General features: G+C 56.9%; 24 protein-coding genes. 2 read left to right on the top strand and 22 right to left on the bottom strand.

What is annotated here, in order from left to right; translation table 11 throughout:
- Positions 1-130: 130 nt before the first annotated feature.
- The 20 genes from phoU to asnC form a co-directional block, all read right to left on the bottom strand.
- Positions 131-865, bottom strand: coding sequence for a phosphate signaling complex protein PhoU (gene phoU, locus CPH57_RS20825; RefSeq protein ID WP_004933833.1), 735 nt, complete (start codon positions 863-865; stop codon positions 131-133).
- A gap of 11 nt (positions 866-876) precedes the next feature.
- Positions 877-1,647 (bottom strand): phosphate ABC transporter ATP-binding protein PstB, encoded by a 771-nt coding sequence (gene pstB / locus CPH57_RS20820; RefSeq protein WP_016929614.1) that lies wholly within the window; start codon positions 1,645-1,647, stop codon positions 877-879.
- A 54-nt stretch (positions 1,648-1,701) separates the two neighbouring features.
- The gene (gene pstA, locus CPH57_RS20815) at positions 1,702-2,592 is read right to left on the bottom strand and encodes a phosphate ABC transporter permease PstA (protein WP_019455481.1); all 891 of its coding nucleotides are present in this window, start codon (positions 2,590-2,592) and stop codon (positions 1,702-1,704) included.
- 1 nt (position 2,593) lies between these two features.
- Positions 2,594-3,550, bottom strand: coding sequence for a phosphate ABC transporter permease PstC (gene pstC, locus CPH57_RS20810; protein ID WP_004933822.1), 957 nt, complete (start codon positions 3,548-3,550; stop codon positions 2,594-2,596).
- A gap of 91 nt (positions 3,551-3,641) precedes the next feature.
- A complete protein-coding gene (gene pstS, locus CPH57_RS20805; protein WP_033645155.1) occupies positions 3,642-4,682 on the bottom strand; it encodes a phosphate ABC transporter substrate-binding protein PstS in 1,041 nt (346 codons plus the stop codon).
- A gap of 336 nt (positions 4,683-5,018) precedes the next feature.
- Complete coding sequence (gene glmS / locus CPH57_RS20800; protein ID WP_089197565.1) at positions 5,019-6,848, bottom strand: glutamine--fructose-6-phosphate transaminase (isomerizing); 1,830 nt, start codon at positions 6,846-6,848, stop codon at positions 5,019-5,021.
- 152 nt (positions 6,849-7,000) lie between these two features.
- Positions 7,001-8,374 carry a bifunctional UDP-N-acetylglucosamine diphosphorylase/glucosamine-1-phosphate N-acetyltransferase GlmU gene (glmU, locus tag CPH57_RS20795; RefSeq protein ID WP_046687989.1) on the bottom strand — a complete coding sequence of 458 codons (1,374 nt, stop codon included), beginning with the start codon at positions 8,372-8,374 and terminating at the stop codon, positions 7,001-7,003.
- Positions 8,375-8,664: 290 nt separating this feature from the next.
- On the bottom strand, positions 8,665-9,084 hold the full coding sequence (locus tag CPH57_RS20790; RefSeq protein ID WP_004933814.1) for a F0F1 ATP synthase subunit epsilon: 420 nt from the start codon (positions 9,082-9,084) through the stop codon (positions 8,665-8,667).
- Positions 9,085-9,104: 20 nt separating this feature from the next.
- Complete coding sequence (gene atpD, locus CPH57_RS20785) at positions 9,105-10,487, bottom strand: F0F1 ATP synthase subunit beta (RefSeq protein WP_004933813.1); 1,383 nt, start codon at positions 10,485-10,487, stop codon at positions 9,105-9,107.
- Between the two features lie 32 nt (positions 10,488-10,519).
- Positions 10,520-11,383, bottom strand: a complete 864-nt coding sequence (gene atpG, locus CPH57_RS20780; RefSeq protein WP_004933811.1) for a F0F1 ATP synthase subunit gamma — start codon at positions 11,381-11,383, stop codon at positions 10,520-10,522.
- Between the two features lie 59 nt (positions 11,384-11,442).
- Positions 11,443-12,984, bottom strand: a complete 1,542-nt coding sequence (gene atpA, locus CPH57_RS20775) for a F0F1 ATP synthase subunit alpha (protein ID WP_004933808.1) — start codon at positions 12,982-12,984, stop codon at positions 11,443-11,445.
- 12 nt (positions 12,985-12,996) lie between these two features.
- Positions 12,997-13,530 (bottom strand): F0F1 ATP synthase subunit delta, encoded by a 534-nt coding sequence (atpH, locus tag CPH57_RS20770; RefSeq protein WP_025160298.1) that lies wholly within the window; start codon positions 13,528-13,530, stop codon positions 12,997-12,999.
- A 14-nt stretch (positions 13,531-13,544) separates the two neighbouring features.
- On the bottom strand, positions 13,545-14,015 hold the full coding sequence (gene atpF, locus CPH57_RS20765; RefSeq protein ID WP_004933804.1) for a F0F1 ATP synthase subunit B: 471 nt from the start codon (positions 14,013-14,015) through the stop codon (positions 13,545-13,547).
- 57 nt (positions 14,016-14,072) lie between these two features.
- The gene (gene atpE / locus CPH57_RS20760) at positions 14,073-14,312 is read right to left on the bottom strand and encodes a F0F1 ATP synthase subunit C (protein WP_004093904.1); all 240 of its coding nucleotides are present in this window, start codon (positions 14,310-14,312) and stop codon (positions 14,073-14,075) included.
- A gap of 49 nt (positions 14,313-14,361) precedes the next feature.
- Positions 14,362-15,141: a F0F1 ATP synthase subunit A gene (gene atpB, locus CPH57_RS20755; RefSeq protein WP_015376132.1), complete on the bottom strand. Its 780-nt coding sequence runs from the start codon at positions 15,139-15,141 to the stop codon at positions 14,362-14,364.
- A 22-nt stretch (positions 15,142-15,163) separates the two neighbouring features.
- Positions 15,164-15,547 (bottom strand): F0F1 ATP synthase subunit I, encoded by a 384-nt coding sequence (gene atpI, locus CPH57_RS20750; RefSeq protein ID WP_004933796.1) that lies wholly within the window; start codon positions 15,545-15,547, stop codon positions 15,164-15,166.
- A 639-nt stretch (positions 15,548-16,186) separates the two neighbouring features.
- Entirely contained in the window at positions 16,187-16,807 is a 621-nt protein-coding gene (rsmG, locus tag CPH57_RS20745) for a 16S rRNA (guanine(527)-N(7))-methyltransferase RsmG (protein WP_060660120.1), read from the bottom strand.
- A 137-nt stretch (positions 16,808-16,944) separates the two neighbouring features.
- Positions 16,945-18,834 carry a tRNA uridine-5-carboxymethylaminomethyl(34) synthesis enzyme MnmG gene (gene mnmG, locus CPH57_RS20740; protein WP_033645158.1) on the bottom strand — a complete coding sequence of 630 codons (1,890 nt, stop codon included), beginning with the start codon at positions 18,832-18,834 and terminating at the stop codon, positions 16,945-16,947.
- Positions 18,835-19,214: 380 nt separating this feature from the next.
- A complete protein-coding gene (gene mioC / locus CPH57_RS20735) occupies positions 19,215-19,655 on the bottom strand; it encodes an FMN-binding protein MioC (protein ID WP_015379470.1) in 441 nt (146 codons plus the stop codon).
- Positions 19,656-19,755: 100 nt separating this feature from the next.
- Positions 19,756-20,217, bottom strand: a complete 462-nt coding sequence (gene asnC / locus CPH57_RS20730; protein ID WP_004933786.1) for a transcriptional regulator AsnC — start codon at positions 20,215-20,217, stop codon at positions 19,756-19,758.
- Positions 20,218-20,372: 155 nt separating this feature from the next.
- On the opposite strand from asnC, the gene asnA reads away from it, so the two are divergent.
- Entirely contained in the window at positions 20,373-21,365 is a 993-nt protein-coding gene (gene asnA, locus CPH57_RS20725) for an aspartate--ammonia ligase (RefSeq protein ID WP_033645159.1), read from the top strand.
- A gap of 6 nt (positions 21,366-21,371) precedes the next feature.
- Here the strand turns inward: asnA and viaA are convergent, their stop codons facing one another.
- Both viaA and ravA read right to left on the bottom strand, forming a co-directional pair.
- Positions 21,372-22,835, bottom strand: a complete 1,464-nt coding sequence (viaA, locus tag CPH57_RS20720; protein ID WP_004933781.1) for an ATPase RavA stimulator ViaA — start codon at positions 22,833-22,835, stop codon at positions 21,372-21,374.
- Positions 22,836-22,837: 2 nt separating this feature from the next.
- Positions 22,838-24,346, bottom strand: coding sequence for an ATPase RavA (ravA, locus tag CPH57_RS20715; RefSeq protein ID WP_096242696.1), 1,509 nt, complete (start codon positions 24,344-24,346; stop codon positions 22,838-22,840).
- A gap of 283 nt (positions 24,347-24,629) precedes the next feature.
- Between ravA and kup the strand changes: the two genes are divergently transcribed.
- The gene (gene kup / locus CPH57_RS20710; RefSeq protein WP_015379467.1) at positions 24,630-26,498 is read left to right on the top strand and encodes a low affinity potassium transporter Kup; all 1,869 of its coding nucleotides are present in this window, start codon (positions 24,630-24,632) and stop codon (positions 26,496-26,498) included.
- Positions 26,499-26,524: the final 26 nt, after the last annotated feature.

The following is a 26,524-nucleotide window of genomic DNA, read 5'->3' as shown; positions in this document are numbered from 1 at the left end:
AGCTAGCAAGCGCCACATAGGTCAGGAAATAATATAAAAAGCTATATTTATAACCTTTTTATCTTTACGCGCTTAAGATGGAATAAAGGCGCGGGAAACCGCGCCTTGGAAGGATATTACCCGGAAAGGGTTAGTCGTCTTTTTCGTCTTTACCGCCCGGAGACAGCAGCTTTTCCAGGGCGTCGCCGCCCAAATGACGGAAATCCTGTCCTTTGACGAAATAGAAGATAAATTCGCAGATGTTCTGGCAGCGATCGCCGATACGCTCGATAGAACGGGCGCAGAACAGCGCGGTCAGCACGCTCGGAATGGTGCGCGAATCTTCCATCATGTAAGTCATCAGCTGACGTACGATGCCTTCGTATTCCTGGTCGACCTTTTTATCTTCACGGTAAATACGGATCGCTTCGTCCAGATCCATGCGCGCGAACGCGTCCAGCACGTCGTGCAGCATCTGCACGGTGTGGCGCCCCAGCGACTCCAGGCTGACCAGCAGCGGCTGGTGCTGGTGCGAGAACTTCTCCAGCGCGGTGCGGCAGATCTTGTCCGCCACGTCGCCGATGCGTTCCAGCTCGGAAATGGTTTTGATGATCGCCATCACCAGACGCAGATCGCTGGCGGTCGGCTGGCGCTTGGCGATAATGCGCACGCAGGCTTCGTCGATCGCCACTTCCATCATGTTGACCTTGGCGTCGCCTTCGATCACGCGCTTGGCCAGCTCGCCATCCTGATTGTGCATCGCGGTGATGGCGTCGGTCAGCTGCTGCTCCACCAGCCCGCCCATGGTCAGCACCTGGGTGCGGATATGCTCGAGCTCTGCGTTGAACTGGCCGGAAATGTGTTTGTTTAAATTCAGGTTATCCATGATGCTTCCTATCAACCATAACGGCCAGTGATGTAATCTTCAGTCTGCTTTTTCTGCGGCGCAGTGAACAGGTTATCAGTATCACTGAACTCGATCAGCTCGCCCAGATACATAAATGCGGTAGAGTCGGAACAGCGCGCCGCCTGCTGCATGTTGTGCGTCACGATCACCACGGTGTAATCAGCCTTCAGCTCGCTGATCAGCTCTTCAATCTTGCCGGTGGAGATCGGATCCAGCGCTGAGCAAGGCTCATCCAGCAACAACACTTCCGGACGAATGGCGATGCCGCGGGCGATGCACAGACGCTGCTGCTGGCCGCCGGAGAGGCTGTAGCCGCTCTGGTGCAGCTTGTCCTTGGTTTCGTTCCACAGCGCCGCTTTGGTCAGCGCCCACTGCACGCGCTCGTCCATATCGGCGCGCGACAGCTTTTCAAACAGGCGAACGCCGAAGGCGATGTTGTCGTAAATCGACATCGGGAACGGCGTCGGCTTTTGGAACACCATGCCGACCTTGGCGCGCAGCAGCGCGATATCCGAGTTGTCGGTCAGGATGTTCTGGCCGTCCAGCAGAATGCCGCCTTCCGCACGCTGTTCCGGGTACAGCTGGTACATCTTGTTGAAGGTGCGCAGCAGGGTGGACTTGCCACAGCCGGATGGGCCGATAAACGCGGTGACCTTGTTCTTGGCGATATCCAGCGTGATGTTCTTCAGCGCATGGAATTTGCCGTAGTAGAAGTTCAGATCGCGTACCTGAATTTTGCTGCTGGAAGCGTCAGTAACCATACTCATCAAGACTTCTCTCTTTTCATCAGCGCCGCCAAAGCGGCGCTCAAAATTTTATGAATGCTTTTTCTTGGCGAAAATCACGCGCGCCAGGATATTCAGTAACAGTACGCACAGGGTGATTAACAGCACCCCGGCCCAGGCCAGCTGTTGCCATTCGGCGAACGGGCTCATGGCGAATTTGAAGATGGTCACCGGCAGGTTGGCGATCGGCTGCATCAGGTCGGTGCTCCAGAACTGGTTCGACAGCGAGGTGAACAGCAGCGGTGCCGTTTCCCCCGCAATACGCGCAATCGCCAGCAGCACGCCGGTGATGATGCCGGACACCGACGCCTTCAGCGTGATGGCGGAAATCATGCGCCATTTCGGCGTGCCCAGCGCATAAGCGGCCTCGCGCAGCGTATCCGGCACCAGTTTCAGCATGTTCTCGGTGGTGCGAATGACGATCGGCACCTGCAGCAGCGCCAGCGCCACGATGCCGGCCCAACCGGAGAAGTGTTCCATCTTCGCCACCACAATGGTGTAAACGAACAGGCCCACCACGATCGACGGTGCAGACAACAGAATATCGTTGATAAAGCGGATCACTTCCGCCAACCAGGATTTACGTCCGTATTCCGCCAGGTAAATACCGGCCATGATGCCCAGCGGCGTGCCGAAGATAGTCGCCCACAGGATCAACAGCCCGCTGCCGGCGATGGCGTTGGCCAAGCCGCCGCCCGCGGTGTTCGGCGGCGGGGTCATCTCGGTGAACAGCGCCAGCGACATGCCGTCGAAGCCTTTGGTCACGGTGGCGATAAGGATCCAGATCAGCCAGAACAGCCCGAACGCCATGGTCGCCATCGACAGGAACAGCGCGAGGCGGTTTTTCTGCCGGCGCCAGGCCTGCATTTTGCGGCGGCTTTCCGCCAGAACGACTGCGTTTTGCATATCCATCGTCGCCATGTTAACGCCCCTCATTCTTGGCCAGACGCATGATCATCAGTTTCGACAGCGCCAGCACGATAAAGGTGATAACAAACAGAATCAGGCCCAGCTCCATCAGTGCGGCGGTGTGCACGCCGGACTCGGCTTCGGCGAATTCGTTGGCCAGCGCCGAGGTGATGCTGTTGCCCGGCATGTACAGCGAAGCGCTGTCGAGCTGGTAGGTGTTGCCGATGATAAAGGTTACCGCCATGGTCTCCCCCAGCGCTCGGCCCAGACCCAGCATCACGCCGCCGATGACGCCGTTTTTGGTGAACGGCAGCACGATGCGCCAGATGACTTCCCAGGTGGTGCAGCCGATGCCGTAGGCCGACTCTTTCATCATTACCGGCGTCTGTTCGAACACGTCGCGCATCACCGCGGCGATGTAAGGAATGATCATGATAGCCAGGATAACCCCGGCGGCCAGAATGCCGATGCCGAAGGCCGGGCCGGAGAACAACTCGCCGACGATAGGAATGCCCGACAGCACTTCGCCCACCGGCGTCTGGAAATATTCGGCGAACAGCGGGGCGAACACGAACAGGCCCCACATGCCGTAGACGATGCTCGGGATGGCCGCCAGCAGCTCAATGGCGATGCCCAGCGGCCGCTTCAACCAGTTCGGCGCCAGTTCGGTCAGGAACAGCGCGATGCCGAAACTCACCGGCACGGCGATAATCAGCGCGATGAGCGAGGTGACCACGGTGCCGTAGATAGGCACCAGCGCGCCGAACTGCTCCGCCGGCGCGTCCCACTCTTTGGTCCACAGGAAGGCGAAGCCGAATTTCTGCATGCTTGGCCAGGAGGCGAAGATCAGCGAAACGATGATGCCGCCCAGCAACAATAGGGTAATCAGCGCAGCCAGTCTCACCAGCGCGCTGAAAATGATGTCACCGTTTTTGCCCGGTGCTTTGATGGTCGGCTTGTACTCAGCCATAGATTACTCTCTGTTTGAACCCTGGCAGCCCCAACCGGGATCGGAGCCTGAAGAACTGTGTGGGGCGCGGCGAACCCGCGCCCCTGCGTTGTTAGTACAGCGCTTTACCTGAACTGTCTTTTACGTTGGTTTTCCAGGCCGCACGCACCTGCTCAACCACTTCTTTCGGCAGGGTGGCGTAATCCAGTTCGTTAGCCTGCTTGCCGCCGGTTTTGTAGGCCCAGTCGAAGAACTTCAGCACTTCGGCGCCCTGAGCAGGGTTTTTCTGCTCTTTATGCACCAGGATGAAGGTGGTGGAGGTGATTGGCCACACGTTGTCGCCTTTCTGGTCAGTCAGATCCTGAGCGAAGGTTTTGCTCCAATCCGCACCCTTGGCGGCATTGCTGAAGCTCTCTTCGGTCGGGCTGACCGGTTTGCCGTCGGCGGACACCAGCTTGGTGTAAGCCAGGTTGTTCTGCTTGGCGTAAGCGTATTCTACGTAGCCGATAGAGCCAGGCAGACGCTGAACGAAGGCGGCGATGCCGTCGTTGCCTTTGCCGCCCAGACCGGTCGGCCAGTTAACGGTAGAACCGGCGCCGATCTTCTCTTTCCACTGCGCGTTCACCTTGGACAGGTAGCTGGTAAACACGAACGAGGTGCCGGAACCGTCGGCGCGGCGCACCACGGCAATGTTCTGGTCAGGCAGTTTCACGCCTGGGTTCAGCTTGGTGATAGCCGGATCGTTCCACTTTTTGACGTTGCCCAGGTAGATATCGCCCAGGGTTTTACCGTCCAGCGTCAGTTCGCCGGATTTGATGCCCGGGATATTCACAGCCAGCACCACGCCGCCGATCACGGTCGGGAACTGGAACAGGCCATCGGCCGCCAGTTTGTCGTCAGACAGCGGGGCGTCGGAAGCGCCAAAGTCAACGGTGTTGGCCACGATTTGCTTCACGCCGCCAGAGGAGCCGATGCCCTGATAGTTAACTTTGTTGCCGGTTTCTTTCTGATAAGAATCTGCCCACTTGGCGTAAACCGGAGCGGGGAATGTCGCACCTGCACCGGTCAGGCTGGCAGCAGCGAACGCGGACACGGCGGTCAGGGAGAAGGTCGCTGCCACAATACTGGCGACGGTGGTACGCATCAGTTTCATAATCCCTCCTAATGGGATACTTAAAATCGACGTCGAGTCGTTTTAATCAGAGTAAGTATTGCTGCAGGAGGGAAAATAGGACAGTTTGGTGACAGAAAAATGTACGCAATATGACAGTTATATTACAGTGCATTTGAATGGGGTTTGTTTATTTAAAAATCAATCAATTAAATCAAAAATAGCGCAATTGCCAAACAACAAAAAAACCGTTTGGGCACGGCCTATCCGCTTGAATATGACAATGTTTATCGCCGAATCGGTCGCGCTGTCATCTTTAAGGTCACTCATGAAAAAAGCCGGCGCGAAGGCCGGCTTTTGCAGTTTACCTGCGGCAAATTACTCTACGGTGACAGACTTCGCCAGGTTGCGCGGCTGGTCAACGTCGGTGCCTTTGATCAGCGCCACATGGTAAGACAGCAGCTGCAACGGCACGGTGTAGAAGATCGGCGCCACGATTTCCTCAACGTGCGGCAGAGGAATGATGGTCATGCCTTCGCTGCTGACGAAGCCGGCGTCCTGATCGGCGAACACGTACAGCTGACCGCCGCGCGCGCGCACTTCTTCAATGTTGGACTTCAGCTTTTCCAGCAGTTCGTTGTTCGGCGCCACCACGATCACCGGCATATCGGCGTCGATCAGCGCCAGCGGGCCGTGTTTCAACTCACCCGCCGCATAAGCTTCAGCGTGAATATAGGAGATCTCTTTCAGCTTCAGCGCCCCTTCCATGGCGATCGGGTACTGATCGCCGCGGCCGAGGAACAGCGCATGATGTTTGTCCGAGAAACCTTCCGCCAGCGCTTCGATCTCTTTATCCATCGACAGCATCTGCTCAATACGCGCCGGCAGCGCCTGCAGGCCGTGCACAATCTCCTGCTCCACGCTTTCCGCCATGCCTTTCAGACGGCCCAGGCGCGCCACCAGCATCAACAGCACGGTGAGCTGCGTGGTAAAGGCTTTGGTCGAAGCAACGCCGATTTCCGTGCCCGCTTTGGTCATCAACGCCAGATCGGATTCGCGCACCAGCGAAGACCCCGCAACGTTACAAACGGCCAGCGAACCGAGATAACCCAGCTCTTTGGACAGACGCAGCGCCGCTAACGTGTCGGCGGTTTCGCCGGACTGCGACAGGGTGATGATCAGGCTGCCCGGACGCACCGCCGATTTGCGGTAACGGAATTCGGACGCGATCTCGACATCGCACGGCACGCCGGCCAGCGCTTCAAACCAGTAACGCGCCACCATCCCGGAGTGGTAAGAAGTCCCACAGGCGATGATCTGCACGTGCTGCACCTTGGCCAGCAGCTCGTCGGCGTGCGGGCCCAGCTCGCTCAGGTTGATTTGGCCATGACTGAAACGCCCTTCCAGGGTGTTTTTCAGCGCCAGCGGCTGTTCGTAAATCTCTTTTTGCATGTAGTGGCGGTAAGCGCCCTTGTCGCCGGCGTCATACTGCACCTGGGACTCGATCTCAGGGCGCTCGATGGCGTTACCCTGCTTGTCGAAGATGTTGACGGTGCGGCGAGTCACCTCCACCACATCGCCTTCTTCCAGGAAGATGAAGCGGCGGGTGACCGGCAGCAACGCCAGCTGATCGGAAGCGATGAAGTTTTCCCCGACGCCGCGACCGATAACCAGCGGGCTGCCGGAGCGCGCCGCGACCAATACGCTCGGATCGCGGCTGTCCATCACCACGGTGCCGTAAGCGCCGCGCAGCTGTGGGATCACGCGCTGAACCACTTCGAGCAGCGTACCGCCCTGCAGCTGTTCCCAGTGCACCAGGTGCGCGATCACTTCGGTGTCGGTTTCAGAGTTGAAGCGGTAACCGCGTTCGATCAGCAGTTCGCGCAGCGGCTCGTGGTTTTCGATGATGCCGTTATGCACCACGGTAATGTAGTCGGAAACATGCGGGTGCGCGTTCGCTTCGGTCGGTTCACCGTGCGTTGCCCAACGGGTGTGAGCGATGCCGGTGCCGCCGTGCAGATCGGTCTGCTCCGCCGCTTCGGCCAGTTTTTGCACCTTGCCTACGCGACGCAGGCGACTGACGTTGCCTTGATCGTCGACCACCGCCAGACCGGCGGAGTCGTAACCGCGGTACTCAAGACGACGTAAACCTTCCAGCAGAATTTCTGCGATATCACGTTGCGCTACTGCGCCTACAATTCCACACATTCGGTTATATTCCTAATGAACGCCTTTTATGGGCGTTTTCGATGCCTTGACCTGATTTTTGCCGGTTTTACCGTGCGTCCCCCGAGCCTGTAGATGGTGGGGGTTATTATGTTTTGTATTGGGCTCGTGAATGGAGCCCAACGCAAAACACACTATGACTTCTTCTTCACCGGGCGCTGCCAGCCCTGAATGTGCACCTGCTTGACGCGGCTCAGCACCAGTTCGTTTTCGGCGATATCTCGCGTCACCGTGGTGCCGGCGGCAATGGTGGCCCCTTTGCCGACCGACACCGGCGCCACCAGCTGAGTATCGGAACCGACGAACACGCCATCGCCGATCAGCGTCTTGTGCTTGTTGGCGCCATCGTAATTGCAGGTGATGGTGCCGGCGCCGATATTCACGTCATCTCCAATGTCGGCATCGCCCAGGTAGCTGAGGTGACCGGCCTTGGAGCCTTTGCCCAATCGCGCCTTTTTCATTTCCACGAAGTTGCCGACGTGGGCCCCTGTTGCCAGCTCCGCGCCAGGGCGCAGGCGGGCGAACGGCCCAACGGAGCAGGCGGCTTCCAGCACGCTGTCTTCCAGGACGCTGTAAGGGCTGATCTCGCAGTCATCACCGATCACGCAGTTTTTCAGCACGCAGCCGGCGCCGATTTTCACCCGGTCGCCCAGCTTGACGTGACCTTCGATAATCACATTCGCATCAATAGTGATGTCGCGGCCGTGAACAAGTTCACCGCGCAGGTCGAAACGCGCCGGATCCAACAACATTACGCCGGCCAGCAGCAGTTTTTCAGACTGTTCCGACTGGAACACGCGCTCCAGGGTCGCCAGCTGCTGTCGGTTGTTCACGCCTTCAACTTCGCTCAAACGCGATGGGTGCACGGCTTCGATTTTCTTGCCGTCGGCATGCGCCAACGCAATGATATCGGTGATGTAAAACTCGCCCTGAGCGTTGTCGTTGTTCAACATCCCCAGCCAGCGCTTCAGATCGCGCCCATTCGCCACCAGGATGCCGGTATTGATCTCATTGATCTGACGCTGCGCTTCGCTGGCGTCCTTGTGTTCGACGATGCCCACCACGTCACCCTGCTCGCGCACGATGCGGCCATAGCCACTCGGATCGTCCAGCTTGACCGTCAGCAGGCCGATGCCGCCCTGCGGCTTGGCCGCCAACAGGCGCGTGAGCGTATCGACGGAGATCAACGGCACGTCGCCATACAGCATCAACACGTCTTCATCGTCGGCAAAATGCGGCGCCGCCTGCTGCATCGCATGGCCAGTGCCCAGTTGCTCGGCCTGCAGCACCCAGTTCAGCGCGCCTTCGGTCAACGTGCTTTTCAGCAGATCGCCGCCATGGCCGTATACCAGGTGTACATGTTGCGCGCCCAGTTTCATCGCGGCATCAATGACGTGTTGCACCATCGGCTTGCCGGCCAACGGATGCAACACTTTGGGAAGATCGGAATACATGCGCGTACCCTTGCCTGCGGCGAGGATAACCACGCTCATTGCGCTGTTCGACATAAGCAACCTGATAACTCCATTTTGATAGACGAAAGTAAAACCGTTTAGCGACGATATTACTACATATTTCTCATCACGAAACCGTCGCAGGCCGCGCAGCGCTTGGCCTGCCACCATCATGTCCAATTAGGCTTCAGGACGAAAAAACTGTCGGTGATTGGCGACGGCTCCACCCTGGATATCAGGGTTACATACCACTTTCTACGCCGGGCTGAAATACTTATTTTAAAGTAAAAAAAAAGCGACCCTATAGGCCGCTTTCTTAAAGTTGGGTGCTCTGCACCCAAACATTACATCGCTTTTCTGGTGAGCTCGATAACGCGCAGTTTTGCGATCGCTTTCGCCAGTTCAGCGGATGCCTGAGCATAGTCGACATCGCCATGAGAGCTGCGAATGTGTTCTTCAGCTTTACGCTTAGCTTCCAACGCTCTCGCTTCGTCGAGGTCAGTACCACGGATAGCAGTGTCCGCCAGCACGGTAACCACGCTCGGCTGCACCTCGAGGATGCCGCCGGACAGGTAGATGAACTCTTCTTCACCGTGCTGCTTAACAATACGCACCATGCCAGGCTTGATGGCAGTCAGCAGCGGCGCATGGCCAGGGAAGATCCCCAGTTCACCTTCGCTGCCTGTCACCTGGATCTTCTGCACCAGGCCGGAAAACATCTGTTTTTCCGCGCTGACTACATCCAGATGGTAAGTCATAGCCATATCACCCTCCTCTCAAGGCGTTACAGTTTCTTGGCTTTTTCCACTGCTTCTTCAATGGTGCCAACCATGTAGAACGCCTGCTCCGGCAGGTGGTCATAGTCGCCGTCCATAATGCCTTTGAAACCACGGATGGTGTCTTTCAGCGATACGAACTTGCCCGGAGAACCGGTGAAGACTTCTGCCACGAAGAACGGCTGAGACAGGAAGCGTTGGATCTTACGCGCACGGGATACGACCAGTTTGTCTTCTTCAGACAGCTCGTCCATACCCAGGATCGCGATGATATCTTTCAGTTCCTGGTAGCGTTGCAGAATGGACTGCACGCCACGCGCTACGTCGTAGTGCTCCTGGCCAACAACCAGCGGATCCAGCTGACGGCTGGTGGAATCCAGCGGGTCAACGGCCGGGTAGATACCCAGAGAAGCGATGTTACGGCTCAGTACCACGGTTGCGTCCAAGTGCGCAAAGGTGGTGGCTGGAGACGGGTCAGTCAAGTCATCCGCAGGAACGTAAACGGCCTGTACGGAAGTGATGGAACCGGTCTTGGTCGAGGTGATACGTTCTTGCAGAACGCCCATCTCTTCCGCCAGCGTCGGCTGATAACCTACCGCGGATGGCATACGGCCCAGAAGTGCGGACACTTCGGTACCGGCCAGGGTGTAACGGTAGATGTTGTCAACGAACAGCAGAACGTCACGGCCTTCGTCACGGAATTTCTCCGCCATGGTCAGACCGGTCAGCGCAACGCGCAGACGGTTACCTGGTGGCTCGTTCATCTGGCCGTAAACCAGGGATACTTTGTCCAGAACGTTGGAGTCGGTCATTTCGTGGTAGAAGTCGTTACCCTCACGAGTACGCTCGCCCACGCCCGCAAACACGGAATAACCGGAGTGCTCGATCGCGATGTTACGGATCAGCTCCATCATGTTTACGGTTTTACCTACGCCCGCACCGCCGAACAGACCGACTTTACCGCCCTTGGCGAATGGACAAATCAGGTCCATTACCTTGATACCGGTTTCCAGCAGTTCCTGGGAGCTGGACAGCTCTTCGTAGCTTGGCGCCGCGCGGTGAATCGCCCAACGCTCTTCTTCGCCGATGTCGCCTTTCATGTCGATCGGTTGACCCAATACGTTCATGATACGGCCCAGGGTAGCTTTACCCACCGGCACTTCAATCGGGTGGTCCAGGTTGTTCACTTTCAGACCGCGACGCAGACCGTCGGAGGTCCCCATTGCGATACAGCGAACCACGCCACCGCCCAGCTGTTGCTGAACTTCCAACACCAGTTTTTCGGTGCCGTTTTCTACCTCAAGGGCATCGTACACTTTTGGTACGGCATCCTGAGGGAACTCGACGTCCACCACGGCGCCGATTACCTGGATAATCTTTCCAGTAGCCATCTTGAATCCTCTACGTAATTCGTAAACCTAGCTTAAACCGCGGAGGCTCCCGAAACGATCTCGGTGAGTTCCTGAGTGATGCTGGCCTGACGCGCCTTGTTGTATACCAACTGCAGCTCTTTGATCAGGCTACCGCCGTTATCGGTTGCGGCTTTCATCGCGACCATTCGTGCGGCCTGCTCGCTGGCCAGGTTTTCCACGACGCCCTGATAAACCTGCGACTCCACATAGCGGCGCAGCAAGGTATCAAGCAGCACTTTTGGATCCGGTTCATACAGGTAATCCCAAGGCGTTTTCTTCAGCTCTTCGTCATCGGCGGGCGGTAACGGCAGCAGCTGAAGCACCTGCGGCTCTTGGGACATCGTATTAACAAATTTGTTGCTGACAATGTACAGCTTGTCCAAACGACCTTCGTCGTAGGCCTGCAGCATCACTTTCACCGGCCCGATCAGATCCGACAGGGAAGGTTTGTCCCCCATGCCGGTCACCTGGGCAACCACGTTGCCGCCCACGGAACCAAAGAAAGAGGCCGCTTTAGAGCCAATCAGCGCCAAATCGGTTTCGACGCCTTTTTCGGACCAGGCTTTCATCTCCGCCAGCAGCTTTTTGAACAGGTTGATGTTCAAGCCGCCGCAGAGACCACGGTCAGTAGACACCACCAGATACCCGACGCGCTTAACGTCACGCTCATCCAGGTACGGGTGCTTGTACTCCAGATTCCCTAACGCAAGGTGACCAATCACTTTGCGCATGGTCTCTGCATAAGGACGGCTGGCCGCCATGCGATCCTGCGATTTACGCATTTTGGAGGCGGCGACCATTTCCATCGCTTTAGTGATCTTTTGCGTGTTTTGCACGCTAGCGATCTTACTACGTATCTCTTTTGCGCCGGCCATCTCTGCTTCTCCTCAGTGCCAGACGGCCTGCTGTCTTTCAACAGCAGGACCGTTCGGCGTTACCAGGACTGGGTTTTCTTGAAGGTCTCGAGGATGTCTTTCAACTTGCCCTCGATCTCATCATTGAAGTTGCCAGTTTGGTTGATGTGGTTCAGCAGCTCGGCGTGCTCGCGGTCCGCATAGGCGACCAGCGCGGCTTCGAAGCTCACCACTTTGGCGACTTCGACGTCGTTCAGGTAACCGCGTTCTGCGGCAAACAGCACCAGAGACTGTTGTGCAACCGACATCGGCGCATACTGTTTCTGTTTCAGCAGCTCGGTCACTTTCTGACCGTGGCTCAGCTGTTTGCGGGTCGCGTCGTCCAGATCGGAGGCGAACTGGGAGAACGCAGCCAGTTCACGATACTGCGCCAGCGCGGTACGGATACCACCGGACAGTTTCTTCATGATCTTGGTCTGCGCGGCGCCACCAACACGGGATACGGAGATACCCGGGTTAACTGCCGGACGAATACCGGAGTTGAACAGGTTGGATTCCAGGAAGATCTGACCATCGGTAATCGAGATTACGTTGGTCGGAACGAACGCGGAAACGTCACCCGCCTGGGTTTCAATGATCGGCAGAGCGGTCAGTGAACCGGTTTGGCCTTTAACTTCACCTTTGGTGAAGGCTTCAACGTATTCGGCGTTAACGCGCGCTGCACGCTCCAGCAAGCGGGAGTGCAGGTAGAATACGTCGCCTGGGTAAGCTTCACGACCTGGCGGACGACGAAGCAGCAGGGAAATCTGGCGGTAAGCAACGGCCTGTTTGGACAGGTCATCGTACACGATCAGCGCATCTTCGCCGCGGTCACGGAAGTATTCGCCCATTGCGCAACCGGCGTATGGCGCCAGGTATTGCAGTGCAGCGGATTCGGAAGCGGTCGCCACCACCACGATGGTGTTGGCCAGTGCGCCGTGCTCTTCCAGTTTGCGCACCACGTTAGCGATGGTGGACGCTTTCTGGCCGATAGCCACGTAAACGCATTTGATGCCGGAGTCGCGTTGGTTGATGATCGCATCGATCGCCAGCGCGGTTTTACCGGTCTGACGGTCACCGATCACCAGCTCACGCTGGCCGCGGCCGATTGGAATCATGGCGTCAACGGATTTGTAGCCAGTCTGAACCGGCTGATCAACGGACTGACGCTCGATAACGCCTGGGGCGATAGCTTCTACCGGAGAGAAACCGTCGTTTTCAATCGGGCCTTTGCCGTCGATTGGCGCGCCCAGGGTGTTAACGACGCGGCCCAGCAGACCACGACCGACTGGAACTTCCAGGATACGGCCGGTGCATTTAACCTTCATGCCTTCGGCCAGATCCGCGTACGGACCCATGACCACGGCACCAACGGAGTCGCGCTCCAGGTTCAATGCGATTGCGTAACGGTTGCCAGGCAGCGCGATCATTTCGCCCTGCATAACTTCGGCCAGGCCGTGTACGCGGATGATCCCGTCGCTGACGGAAACGATAGTACCTTCATTGTGAGCTTCGCTCACTACATTGAACTGAGCAATGCGCTGCTTGATCAGTTCGCTGATTTCGGTGGAATTCAGTTGCATGCTCCAGTCCCCTTAAGACTGCAAGACGTCTGTCAGGCGTTCAAGACGACCGCGAACGCTGCCATCAATCACCATATCGCCGGCGCGAACAACGATGCCGGCCAGTACAGACTTGTCAATTTTGCAATTCAGCTTAACTTTGCGTGACAGACGTTTTTCCATCGCAGCGGCGATTTTCGCCTGCTGTTCGTCGCTCAGCGCGCTCGCAGAGAGCACTTCGACTTCGACGGTGGATTCCAGCGAGGCGCGCAGTTCGATGAACTGCTGCAGCACGGCAGGAAGAACCAGTAAACGTCCATTTTCGGCCATTACACGGATAAAGTTCTGGCCATGTTCGTCGAGCCGATCGCCACAAACCGCGATGAACGTCTTGGACAGCGTTTCTGGCGCAACCGCGCCAGACAGCAGTTCAGAAATCTGTTCATTGCGAGTGACTTCAGCCGCAAACGCCAGCATGTCCTGCCAGCGCTCTACGCTTTGGTGCTCAACGGCAAAGTCAAAAGCTGCTTTGGCGTAGGGGCGAGCTACAGTTACAAATTCAGACATCAGCCCCTCCCTCCTTACAGTTCAGCGACCAGTTTATCAACGATGTCGCTGTTAGCAGCTTCATCCACGGAACGTTCGATGATCTTCTCGGCGCCGGCAATTGCCAGCATCGCGACTTGCTTACGCAACTCTTCACGAGCGCGCTTACGTTCGGCTTCGATCTCAGCCTGAGCCTGCGCCACGATTTTGTTACGTTCCTGCTCGGCTTCGGCTTTCGCTTCATCCATGATCTGAGCTTTGCGTTTGTTCGCTTGCTCGATGATCACCTGAGCTTCTGCTTTGGCAGTTTTCAGCTGGTCGGTCGCATTGGCTTGCGCTAAGTCCAGATCTTTTTTGGCACGCTCTGCAGAAGCGAGGCCGTCAGCGATTTCTTTCTGACGTTTCTCGATGGCAGCCATGATCGGCGGCCATACGTACTTCATGCAGAACCAGACAAACAGAACGAACGCGATGGCCTGGCCGAGGATTGTTGCGTTAAGATTCACAGCACAATGCCTCTTTAAAAGTTAATAGTTTGGTTACGTCGTAGAGGGTTGCTCTACTTACGCGACGGCGAACATCACGTACAGACCCAGACCTACAGCGATCATCGGGATGGCGTCGACCAGACCCATAACGATAAAGAACTGTGTACGCAGCAGAGGAATCAGGTCAGGCTGACGAGCAGCGCCTTCCAAGAATTTACCACCCAGGATGCCGATACCGATCGCAGCACCGATTGCCGCTAAACCCATCATCACAGCGGCAGCCATGTACAGCAGATCCATACTCAGGTTTTCCATGACAGTCTCCAGTTTGTTTCAGTTTAAAAGTGCAAGTGTTTTAAGAAAATCAGTGCTCTTCAGATGCCATCGACAGATAGACGATCGTCAGAACCATGAAAATAAAGGCTTGAAGCGTAATGATCAGGATGTGGAAGATAGCCCAAGGCAAGCTCAGGACCCACTGTGACCACCACGGCAACAGGCCGGCAATCAGGATGAAGATCAACTCACCCGCATACATGTTGCCGAACAGTCGCAGACCCAGTGAAACAGGTTTGGACAGCAGGCTGACACCTTCAAGAATCAGGTTGATAGGAATGAATACAGGGTGGTTGAACGGCTGCATGGTCAACTCTTTAACGAACCCGCCAACGCCTTTCATTTTGATGCTATAGAACAGAATCAAGATAAACACGCCCAGCGCCATCGACAGCGTGACGTTCACATCGGCGGTAGGCACGACGCGCAGCGCAGGCAGGCCGAGGATGTGTTCGCCAACGTAAGGCAGGAAGTCGATGGGCAGCAAGTCCATCAGGTTCATCAGGAACACCCAGACGAACACGGTCAGCGCCAGCGGCGCAATCACCTTGCTCTTGCCGTGGTACATGTCGCGCACGCTGCTGTCGACGAAACCGACTACCAGCTCCACGGCGGTTTGCAGTTTACCCGGCACGCCGCTGGTGGCGTTTTTGGCCACTTTGCGGAAGATCACCAGGAAAAGCGCCCCGAGGACGACGGAGAAAAACATCGAGTCGATGTTGATCGACCAGAACCCAGTCCCGACCTGAAGCTGCGTCAGGTGGTGACCGATATACTCCTGTGGAGTCAAGACTTCTCCTGCAGACATGATGCCTCTTACCCTTATTTAGTTAAGTTCGGTAACTGTTAATCACGGCCGGTGCCACTATCTGCACCACTAACACCGCTAAATAGGTCAGGCCAAGCGGTATGAACTCCGCCTTGAACACCCCCAGCGCCACGATCAGCAAAACGATGGTGATCACGACCTTTAGCCCCTCGCCGATGGCGAACGACCAGGCAACCCTACCGGGCGCCGGCGTTTGCGCCTGATGGCGCAAGGCAAACAGCATAAACATTGCACTCGGCAACCAGGCGGCGAGACCGCCTGCCAACGCCGAAGCGCTCCATTCCGGGCTTTTCAGCCAGAAAGCAACGCTGATCAGAACAAAAGTCATTAACTGCAAAAACAGCAGTTTGCGTGCGACTTTCCCGCTGTATAGGGACACAGACATGACGTTTGTTCTCTCCGTACCCCAGAGGGGGTATGCTGAGTGACGTATACAACTGTTTTTGCTGTCCTGAGTCAAGCAGCAAAAAACGAGCAAATTATACGGGGCATACCAACGAATTCAATCGATAAGTAGCGAAAAGGTGAACAATTATTTAAATTTCCCTATTCCAGCCTATTTTCACAAGAAAACGGTCGGAATAATAGGGCGCATTTAATTGTCTGATTATTCCAGCGTTGCGTTTAGAAACGCGAAGCCGATCACAATAATGCCCTTCACTGATTTATAGCCGATGGACAATCAAACCGTCTTTAGCAATTTGAGCGATCAAAAGATTATATAAATCAAAACATTATCAGTTAACTGTTCAAAAACAATCCGTATACCCGATGAAAACCTTTTATTGACAAGCAACGGGGCAATATTCCAACAGCCAATTAACATTAGCAGCAAAGGCCAATCTTTCGCACATGATTGCTAACGTGACTATTTCTAATTGCAATTACTCTATTGTCGCTAATTAGCCGCGTTTTTTGTGTTAATAGAAAGTAAATTAACTAAAAAAAGCGACCAACTAATTAGCCTGCTTACCTTTACACGCCGTACTACCGTTAATTCACGCTTGTTTGATCAAAAACAAACTCAGTTTGCCTTAAGCACCACCAGATGGCGTTCGCCTTCCAGTTCAGGCACCTGCAACCGCACGATAGACTCCAGGCTAACGCCCTCCGGCAGGTGCGCCAATTCTTCATCCGGGCGCATGCCTTTCAATGCGTAAAAACGCCCCTGCCCTTTCGCCGGCAGGTGATGGCACCAGGACAGCATATCCTGCAGCGAAGCGAACGCCCGGCTGATCACGCCGTCGAACGGCGGCTCGGCCGGAAACGCTTCAACGCGGCTCTGAACCGGCTCGATATTGTTCAGGCCCAGTTCATGCTGCACCTGGCGCAGGAAACGCACGCGCTTGCCCAGGCTGTCGAGCAGCGTGAAATGCGCATCCGGACGCACGATCGCCAGCGGAATGCCCGGTAAACCGGGGCCGGTGCCGACATCGATAAAACGCGATCCCTGCAGATGCGGGTTGACCACGATGCTGTCGAGGATGTGGCGCACCAGCATTTGCTGCGGATCGCGCACCGACGTGAGGTTATAAGCCTTGTTCCACTTATCCAGCATGCCGACATAGCCCAGCAGCTGCTGTTTCTGCTGATCGGGCAGCTCAATGCCTGCTGCCGCGAGCAGCGAGTCTAATTTTTTTTGCACAACGGATCCTCTGGCAGGCGCTGAACGACCAGCGGATGGTTAGCTGGCGAATGAGGCGCCTATGATAATTCAGCGCGCAAGTGATGTCAGCGGCCGTTTGGCTACGGGTTGAGCAAACGGCCGCCTGGATGCGGGATTTATGCGCTGCGGCGCAGCAGCCCCTGCTTTTTCAGCCAAATCAGCAAAATCGAGATCGCCGCCGGCGTAATGCCGGAGATGCGTGAAGCCTGGCCGATGGAATTCGGTTTGTGATCGTTCAGTTTGGCGATCACTTCGTTCGACAACCCCGAAACCTGACGGTAGTCGAGGTCCAACGGCAACACGGTGTTCTCGTTGCGCTGCTGTTTTTCGATCTCTTCCTGCTGACGAGCGATGTAGCCTTCGTATTTGACCTGGATCTCAACCTGCTCGGCGGCTTGTACATCGTCCAACGGCGGCGCGAAGGCCTCGGTGGCGGTCAATTGCGCGTAGTCCATTTCCGGACGGCGCAGCAGCTCTTCGCCGTTTGCTTCGCGTGACAACGGCGCTTTCAGCAACGCATTGACCTGTTCGACGTTCTCGGCGTGCGGGTGCATCCAGATGTCGCGCAGGCGCTGACGTTCACGTTCGATCCGCTCCAGCTTCTCGCTGTAGCGCGCCCAACGCACGTCGTCCACCAGGCCAAGTTCACGGCCTTTTTCCGTCAGGCGGAGATCGGCGTTGTCTTCGCGCAGCATCAGACGATACTCGGCGCGTGAGGTAAACATGCGGTACGGTTCTTTGGTGCCGAGGGTGCTGAGGTCGTCCACCAGCACGCCGAGATAAGCCTGATCGCGACGTGGCGCCCAGCCTTCTTGCTCGGCGGCGAAGCGACCGGCGTTCAGACCGGCCAGCAGCCCCTGTGCGGCGGCTTCTTCATACCCGGTGGTGCCGTTGATTTGACCGGCAAAGAACAGCCCCTGAATGAATTTGCTTTCCAGCGTCGGTTTCAGGTCGCGCGGATCGAAGAAATCGTACTCGATAGCATAACCAGGGCGAATAATACGCGCGTTTTGCATTCCTTCCATCGAACGGACGATCTGCATCTGCACATCGAACGGCAGGCTGGTGGAGATCCCGTTAGGGTAAATCTCATTGCTGGTCAGGCCTTCCGGCTCGAGGAAGATCTGGTGCGCGTTGCGATCGGCAAAGCGCATGACCTTGTCTTCGATCGACGGACAGTAACGTGGGCCGATCCCTTCGATGATCCCGGCATACATCGGGCTGCGATCGAGGTTATTGCGGATCACGTCATGGGTTTTTTCATTGGTATGGGTGATATAGCACGCCATTTGTTCCGGATGCTGGCTGGCATCGCCCAGGAACGAGAATACCGGCACCGGCGTATCGCCGTGTTGCGGCGCCAGTACGCTGAAATCGATAGTGCGGGCGTCGATGCGCGGCGGTGTCCCGGTTTTCAAGCGGTTGACGCGCAGCGGCAGTTCACGCAAACGCTGAGACAGCGAGATCGAAGGCGGATCCCCGGCGCGGCCGCCGCTGTAATTTTCCAGGCCGATATGGATCTTGCCGTCCAGGAAGGTGCCTACGGTCAATACCACCGCTTTGGCGCGGAATTTCAGGCCCATTTGGGTGACGGCGCCCACGACGCGATCGTTTTCGACGATCAGATCCTCAACCGGCTGTTGGAAGATCATCAGATTGGGCTGGTTCTCCAACGCGGTACGGATAGCCTGGCGATACAACACGCGATCCGCCTGAGCGCGTGTGGCGCGAACGGCTGGGCCTTTGCTGGCGTTTAGTATCCTAAACTGTATGCCGGCGTGGTCGATCGCTGTCGCCATCAGGCCGCCGAGCGCATCAATTTCCTTAACCAGATGCCCTTTACCAATACCGCCAATCGCCGGGTTACAGGACATCTGTCCCAGCGTGTCGATATTGTGTGTCAATAATAAAGTCTGACGTCCCATGCGCGCCGCGGCCATGGCGGCCTCGGTACCTGCATGGCCACCACCGATGATGATGACGTCAAATTGATCTGGATAAAACATGGAACTGCACCTCGCCGTATTGCGAACGATCGTATTTGCCCTGGGGTCGGGGATTCTACTCAAGTTTAGACGATCGACCAAGTGGTCAGGATCGTCGGTAATTAAAAGAAGATCTTTTTTATTTAAAGATCTCTTTATTAGATCTCTTATTAGGATCGCGATCCTCTGTGGATAAGTGACTATTCACGATGAAGATCAGCAGATTAAGGAGGATCGTTTGCTGTGAATGATCGGTGATCCCGACGCAGATAAGCTGGGATCTAAAAGGCTTGTTATACACAGGACAAAAAGCGCACTACGGTTGTTATTGGGATAACTACGGCTTTTACCCTGCTTTTAAGCTTAGTTATCCACAATCGTTCGCACGATCTTTAGACGAATTAGAGTAAATTAATCCAGTTTTTTACCCATTCCTCGGCTGGATCCTCGGGAATTTCATGCTCGGTCACGTCGATCTCGAGACGATCGCCGATCCTTTTAGCGCCTCTGGCGATCAATAGATCGTCGATCTGTTTGATCGCACCGCAGAAGGTGTCGTATTCCGAACTGCCTAAACCGACGGCGCCGAACTGCACCTCGGAAAGATCCGGCTGCTGCTCAGCGATCTGTTCCAACAGCGGCTGAAGGTTATCCGGCAGTTCGCCGGCACCGTGCGTGGAAGAGACCACCAGCCAGCGGCCGTTCAACGGCAGTTCATCCAGTTCAGGGCCGTGCAGCATCTCGGTAGAGAAGCCGGCGTCTTCCAGCTTTTCAGCCAAATGTTCAGCCACGTATTCGGCGCTGCCAAGCGTACTGCCACTGATCAGAGTAATGTCTGCCATGAACCAACGATCCCAACCTTCTCACTCAAAGTGGCTGCATTGTACGCTGTGAATCGGCTGGGATCTACCTGTGGATAATGTGGGTATGCAATTTGGCGGGTTACGGCACGATGGTGCGCATAATGGGGTTCTGCAGCGAGATCAGCGTTTCGGTGGACTGGATCTCGTCGATGGTCTGGATCTTGTTGATAAGTACCTGTTGCAACGCGTCGATCGAGCGGCACATCACTTTAATAAAGACGCTGTAATGGCCGGTGGTGTAATAGGCTTCCACCACTTCCTCCAGGCTTTCCAGCTTCTTCAGTGCCGAAGGGTAGTCCTTGGCGCTCTTTAATATGATGCCGATAAAGCAGCACACGTCGTAGCCCAGCTGTTTGGGACTGACGTCGATACGCGCGCCGGTGATGATCCCGGCCTGTTTCATCTTCTCCACCCGCACGTGAATGGTGCCGGGGCTGACGGCGAAGTTTTTCGCCAGTTCGGCGTACGGTGTGCGCGCATTGTCCATCAGGGCGTTGAGGATGCCGCGATCGAGATTATCGATCTGATAAATTTCCGCCATTTAATCCCCCATTAATTAACGATTGTTGAATTCAGTCCGGGTAAAAATGAACGATTAAAAGTGAAAAGGCAATATTGATTAACGGATATTGAATTGGCGTATCGTTTTGTTGCTTAATCGATGGCAACAGAGACAGGTTTACAAGAGATACGGCAATGAAAAAACAGTTTATCCAAAAACAACAACAAATCAGCCAGGTCAAATCCTTCTTCTCCCGCCAGCTGGAACAGCAGCTCGGTCTGATCGAAGTGCAGGCCCCGATCCTTAGCCGCCTGGGCGACGGCACGCAGGATAACCTCTCCGGCAGCGAGAAAGCGGTGCAGGTCAAAGTCAAAACTTTGCCGGACGCCACCTTCGAAGTGGTGCACTCACTGGCGAAATGGAAACGCAAAACCCTGGGCAGCTACGATTTCGGTGCCGGCGAAGGCCTGTATACCCATATGAAGGCGCTGCGCCCGGATGAAGACCGCCTGACGCCAATCCACTCGGTGTACGTCGATCAGTGGGACTGGGAGCGGGTGATGGGCGACGGTGAGCGCGGTCTGGACTATCTGAAAAGTACCGTGCGCAGCATTTACGCCGCGATCAAGGCGACGGAAGCGGAAGTCAGCCGTGAGCATGGCCTGACCCCGTTCCTGCCGGAACAGATCCACTTCGTGCACAGCGAAACCCTGCTGCAGCGCTATCCGGATCTGGACGCCAAAGGGCGTGAGCGGGCGATCGCCAAAGAATTGGGCGCGGTGTTCCTGATCGGCATCGGCGGCAAGCTGTCGCACGGCAAATCGCACGATGTGCGTGCGCCGGATTATGATGACTGGACCACGCCGACGGCGGATGGCCTGGCGGGCCTGAATGGCGATATAGTGGTGTGGAACCCGGTGCTGCAGGACGCTTTCGAGCTTTCTTCCATGGGCATCCGCGTCGACGCCGCGGCGCTGAAACATCAGCTGGCGCTGACCGGCGATGAAGATCGCATGAAGCTGGAATGGCATCAGTCGTTGCTGCGCGGCGATATGCCGCAGACCATCGGCGGCGGCATCGGTCAGTCGCGTTTGGTGATGTTGCTGTTGCAGCTGTCGCATATCGGCCAGGTGCAGTGCGGCGTGTGGTCACCGGAAGTGCGCGGCGCGGTTGAAGGCCTGCTCTGATTCTGCCTAGCGCCGCCAGCGGCGCATCAACCGGCTTTTCAACCCGGTATCGAAGCGCCAGATGTGATCGAAGATGCGCATGATGCCGGGTTTGCCGTAGGCGGACATCGCCACCGCGTGGAAACGCTGCTGGTGGCTTTGCTGCTGCTGTTTCACCTTCTTTATTACCTCCTCCGGCAACCGCTGGGCGATAAAATCAGAAATGATCACCGCATCGGCATCGAACCAGCCGCTCTCCGCCATTTTGGTGACGGTGGCGTTCAGGCAGGCCGCCAGATCGGTGCCGCCGCGAAACTGCTGGCCGAGAAAACGCACTGCCTGCTCAATGCCGCTGGCGGCGGTGAGTTCGTAATGTACGATCTGGTTGGCGAACAGCATGATGTAGCAGCGGCGGTTGTCCGCCAGCGCAATGCGCAGCAGCGCCAGACAGAACGCCTTGGCGCACTGTTCGTTGAAGCCGCCCATCGATCCTGAGGTGTCCACGCAGACGATAAACGGCCCGCGCGGCTGCTGATCCTGCTGCTGGTGGGTGACCTGACGGATCAGGATCTGTTCCTGCCAGACGTCGCCCTGCAGGCGGTAGCTCAGCAGTCGCTTTTCCAGCAGGCGGCGATAAAACTCGAATTCCAGCTCTTCAATCCCCAGCGTCGCCAGCTCCGGCGGCAGCAGGCGCAGAATGTCGTCGCTTTGATGAATGCCGCTCACTTCTTCCGGCAGCGTGGCCGGCACCTGCACCATAACCCTGAACGGCTCCGGCTGCGCGTCCTGTTGCTGCACCGCTTTGGCCTGATAGCTGCGGCCCAGCTGTTGCGCCAGCTTTTTCAGCTCCGGCTGCTGCTGCAAAAAGTTGCCGTACTCCACCAGCCGCTGGTAATCGCCGCGCTGCAGCTGGCCTTTGCTCATGTCCCACAGCCTGCCGGCGGCGGTGTCGTTTTCCGACAGCAGCGGTTCCAGCGCGCCGCTCAGCGCCAGGCGTTCCTGCAGTTCCGCCATCAGCTGCTCACGCTCTTGTTCCAGCAACTGGTGGTGCAGCATGGTGGCCTGCAGCGTCAGGCTGATGCGCCAGCGCTGCAGAAACAGCGTTTGAAAACTGTCGTCCAACGGATGATTGGGCAGATCGGCGGCGTCCACCAGCGCGCGCGCCTGTTCATAAAACGGGGAAACCAGCTGGCGCAGCAGCTCCATCGTGTCGTTGAGGTTGTGATAGAACTGGGTATTGTTCTCCAGCTGGCACTGTTGGTAGCGGTAAAATTCCTGCGCCAACGCCGGCGGCACCATGGCCTCCTGCAAACGCTCCTTTAGCTGCAGCTTCCAGCGCGGCAGATCGCGATCCAGCGCCCGCCGTAGGGCCGGAAACTTTTTAAAGAATACCGACAGCTGCGGCGCGGCCAGCATGCCGACGATCATCTCCTCGATCATCTCGCCTTCGGTGATCGCCAGCAGCAGATCGAGCGTCTCCAGACTGAGCATGGTTACTGGCCGCGCATTTGCTGCTGTTGCTGTTTAACCTGTTCCGCGACCTGCAGCAAACTGGCTTCGATCTTGGCCAGACCGGCGGCGGACGTGAACAGGCAGGGCTGATGTTGGCTGAAGGCGCGGCGCTGTTCCGCCAGGCGCTGGGCCAATGCGTCCATTTCATCCAGCAGCGCCTGCGGCGTAGAGGTAGCCTGTTTGCCCGGCAGCGCCAGCAGCGACGGCTGGCGGCTGACGTCCAACACCGTGAGGTGCAGTTGATCGTCCACTTCCAGGTCGATCGGCTGCGCAAAGCCGATGCCGTTCAGCTTGGCGCGCACGTCGCCGCCTTTTTGCAGCCAGTTGTCCAGCGCGCTGCTTTCGATGCTCAGATGATTGACCTGAATGTCATGCAGCTGCAGCGGTTTTTGCAGCAGCAGAGTGAGGGTGCCGCCGGCGAACGGCGTGGCCGGCGCGTATTGCGGTTTGCGGCTGAACATCCCGCCTTTTTTCACCAGGCTGATGGCCTGTCGGTCGCTTTGTTGCTGCTGGTCCTGCATCCAGCGGGTATGGATCTGTTGCAGTTGGATCAACATCGACTGCTGCTGATAGGCCGATTCGGTCAGCAGTTGATCGATCTGCTGTTGCAGCAGCTTCAGCGAGGTGAGATCGTGCCACAGGCAGTCTTTCAACAGCATCAGATCGAGCGGGGCGATGGCGTCGCGCCCGCTGAAGAAGGCGCAGGCCTGCAGCAGGCGCAGGGCTTTCTTCCAGCGCCGATCGGAGACGTACGGCGCCTGTTCCAGCGCGTCCAGCCGCTGGCGCAGTTGGAAAATCAGCTCAAAGCAGGCTTCCGGCAGCGCCACCTTATCGATCTGCGGCTGCCACTGCAGAAACTCTTCGTCGCTGACGCTCAGCGCCGCCGGCACCGGGTTTTGGCTTTCGCTCTGGCGGTTGACCAGCAGCGAGCGGAAATTCTGTTTATCCTGCACCTTGTCCAGCCACAGGCGAATCAGCATGCGGTCATACAGGGCTTCGAGGCTGTTGTCCGCTTCGGGCAGTTCGTTGGAAGCGGTGACCAGCAGGCGCAGCGGGATCGGTTCTTCGCTGTTGCCGTTGCGAAAACGCCGTTCATTGATCGCCGTCAGCAGGGTGTTGAGGATCGCCGGGCCGGCCTTCCAGATCTCGTCCAGAAACACGATCTCCGCTTCTGGCAGATAGCCGGCGGTCAGGCGTTGATAGCGCCCTTCATCTTTCAGCGCCTGAATCGAGAGCGGGCCGAAGACCTCTTCCGGCGTGGAAAAGCGCGTCATCAGGTATTCAAAAGAGCGAGCGTTGCGGAAGGCAAACTTCAGCCGGCGCGCGATCAGGCTCTTGGCGATGCCGGGCGGGCCGAGCAAGAATACGCTTTCGCCGCTCAGCGCCGCCAGCAGGCACAGGCGGATCGCCTCTTGCCGCTCATAAAGGCCGCTCTCCAGCGCGCTGCTGAGGCGGGAAATTCGTTCTGCCAGAAGGGATGATGGCGTCATATAATCGTCGTATTGTCCGAGAGTTAGCCAATCTTGGTCGATAATTCGATGATAAACCACCATTATTTTTAATGGTATAGCTTATTGATTAGTAAAAATTTTCTCAGTTGAGTCGGATATCCGGTTCACATTTTGTTTATTTTTCGGCTCTGATATAAGGGTAGGCAAGCCGTATAAATGGTGCATACTGTGCGGCTTTCTGGTGGGCGTGACGGATCTTTGAGCCCGTATTTTGCCTGATGCGGATGCATCGCTAACGGATGTTCTGATAAAGAAACGAATTATGAGCGCAGAGCATAAGCAGTCCCTATCGGCGGTAACCCTGGCTGCCATCGGCGTGGTCTACGGTGATATCGGCACCAGTCCTCTCTATACGTTGAGAGAGTGTTTCTCCGGCCATTACGGCTTCGATGTTCGTCCAGACGTGGTTTTCGGCTTCCTGTCGCTGATTTTCTGGATGCTGATCGTGATCGTTTCCCTCAAATATCTCACCTACGTGATGCGGGCGGACAACGCCGGCGAAGGCGGCATTTTGACGCTGATGTCGCTGGCCGGGCGCAATACCTCGGCGCGCACCACCGCAGTGCTGGTGATACTGGGCCTGATTGGCGGCAGCTTCTTCTATGGCGAGGTGGTGATCACCCCGGCGATCTCGGTGATGTCGGCGATAGAGGGGTTGGAAATCGCCGCGCCTGCGCTCGACGCCTATATCGTGCCGCTCTCGATTCTGGTGCTGACCCTGCTGTTCGTTATCCAAAAACACGGCACCGGCAGCGTCGGCAAGCTGTTCGCCCCGGTAATGCTGTTGTGGTTCATCGTGTTGGCGGTGCTGGGCGCGCGCAGCATCATTTCGAACCCGGAAGTGCTGCAGGCGCTGAATCCCAAATGGGCGCTCAACTTCTTTATGGAATATAAGAAGGTGTCGTTCTTCGCGCTGGGGGCGGTGGTGCTGTCGATCACCGGCGTTGAGGCGCTGTATGCCGACATGGGGCACTTCGGCAAGTTCCCGATCCGCCTGGCTTGGTTCACCGTGGTGCTGCCTTCGCTGGTGCTCAACTACTTCGGCCAGGGGGCGTTGCTGCTGAAAAACCCTGAAGCGATCAAAAACCCATTCTTCCTGCTGGCGCCCGACTGGGCGCTGATCCCGCTGCTGATTCTGGCAACCCTGGCAACGGTCATCGCCTCGCAGGCGGTGATTTCCGGCGTCTTCTCGCTGACTCGCCAGGCGGTGCGCCTGGGGTATTTGTCGCCGATGCGCATCATTCACACCTCGGAAATGGAATCCGGCCAGATCTACATTCCGGTGATCAACTGGACGCTGTATATCTCGGTGGTGCTGGTGATCATCGGCTTCGAACACTCCAGCAACCTGGCGGCGGCGTACGGCATCGCCGTCACCGGCACCATGGTGCTGACCAGCATACTGGTCACTTCGGTGGCGATTAATAACTGGCACTGGAACCGCTTCCTGGCGATCGGCATCGTAACCATCTTACTGATCATCGACGTGCCGATGTTCTCCGCCAACGCCCTGAAGCTGTTCTCCGGCGGCTGGCTGCCGCTGACCCTGGCGCTGGTGATGTTCATCATTATGACTACCTGGAAGAGCGAGCGTTTCCGCCTGTTGCGTCGTCTGCATGAGCACGGCAACTCGCTGGAGGCGATGATTGCCTCGCTGGAGAAATCGCCGCCGGTACGGGTGCCGGGCACCGCGGTCTTCTTGTCGCGCGCCACTAACGTCATTCCTTTTGCGCTGTTGCATAACCTGAAGCACAACAAGGTGCTGCACGAGCGCGTGGTGCTGCTGACGCTGCGCACCGAGGATGCGCCTTACGTGCACAACGTGCGCCGGGTGACCATCGAGCAGCTGTCGCCGACCTTCTGGCGGGTGGTGGCCAGCTACGGCTGGCGCGAAACGCCGAACGTGGAGGAAGTGTTCCACCGCTGCGGGCTGGAAGGGTTGCCGTGCCGCATGTCGGAGACGTCGTTCTTCATGTCCCATGAATCGCTGATCCTCACCAAGCGGCCGTGGTATCTCTACCTGCGCGGCAAGCTGTTCGTCGCCTTGAGCCGCAACGCGCTGCGCGCGCCGGATCAGTTCGAAATCCCGCCGAACCGGGTCATCGAGCTCGGCACGCAGGTCGAGATCTAACCCGCCTGACAGGGGCTCAGCTAGGC

Source organism: Serratia sp. JKS000199 (assembly GCF_900215455.1).
GTDB lineage: Bacteria > Pseudomonadota > Gammaproteobacteria > Enterobacterales > Enterobacteriaceae > Serratia > Serratia ureilytica.
Note: the sequence above shows the minus strand (reverse complement) of the source record. Positions and strands in the feature narration are given on the sequence as shown.